The organism is Corynebacterium urinipleomorphum (assembly GCF_900155535.1).
Classification (GTDB): Bacteria; Actinomycetota; Actinomycetes; order Mycobacteriales; family Mycobacteriaceae; genus Corynebacterium; species Corynebacterium urinipleomorphum.
This window is the reverse complement of record NZ_LT706954.1, coordinates 1-941: the sequence shown is the minus strand read 5'-3', so window position 1 is coordinate 941 and position 941 is coordinate 1. Positions and strand designations below refer to the sequence as shown.

At 58.1% G+C, this 941-nt stretch carries 1 pseudogene; it reads right to left on the bottom strand.

Features of this window, described 5'->3' with window-relative positions:
• Positions 1 to 886 (bottom strand): annotated as a pseudogene (locus tag CZ338_RS00010) (IS256 family transposase); the annotation flags it as partial.
• Positions 887 to 941 lie beyond the last annotated feature (55 nt).

Genomic DNA, 941 nt, shown 5'->3' with positions numbered 1-941 from the left:
CCTGATACGACACCCACCGGTTCGTAGCCCGAATCAGGTGCACAATGCAGGTCTGCACCATGGAATTCGGCCAGGTTGCCTCCACGGCTTCCGGCAAGCCTTTGAGCCCGTCGCAGCACACAATGAACACGTCCTGGACACCGCGGTTGGCCAGATCCGCGCACACCGATGCCCAGAATGCAGCGCCTTCATTGTCGGCGATCCACAATCCCAGGATGTGCTTGATGCCGTCCATGTCGACACCAACCGCCATATAGCAGGCTTTGTTGACCACGCGGTGGCCGTCACGGATTTTCACGCGTAGCGCGTCGAGGAAGATCACCGGGTAAAACTCGTCGAGCTGGCGGTTTTGTCAGATCATGACCTCGTCTAACACCGCATCGGTAATGGTGCTGATCGTATCCGGGCTCATATCCACCCCAAGGGTGGTCGCGAGGTGATGCTGGATATCGCGCACTGTCATCCCGCCGGCGTAGAGCGAGACGATCATGTCGTCGAGTTCTGTGAGCCGGCGTGCGCCCTTGGGTACCATCCGGGGAGTAAACGTGCCGGCACGATCCCTGGGCACGGTCACTTCCACCGCGCCGTAGCCAGAATTGACGGTCTTGGTGTACGACCCGTTGCGGTGATTGCTCTCCTGCGCGGTTTCCACCTGGGCTTTGGCCTTGCGGTCGGAATGGCTATAGCCCAAATGCGCATCCATCTCTGCCTTAAGACCAGCGTTGATCGATGCCTGCAACAAGCCTTTGACCAGCTCGCTGGCATCATCAGCAGTGGTCGACAGCTCGCTGATCAGGCTGGCGAGCTCAGGATTTTCCATCAGCTTCTCGCTGATCTCGTTGACCCTCGCCGGGTCATGGTTTTTCTTCGGTGACACCGTAGTCATTATCGGTGAAACTCCTTCTAGATCAGAGCCTCACACACAAACTTCCTGACACCCT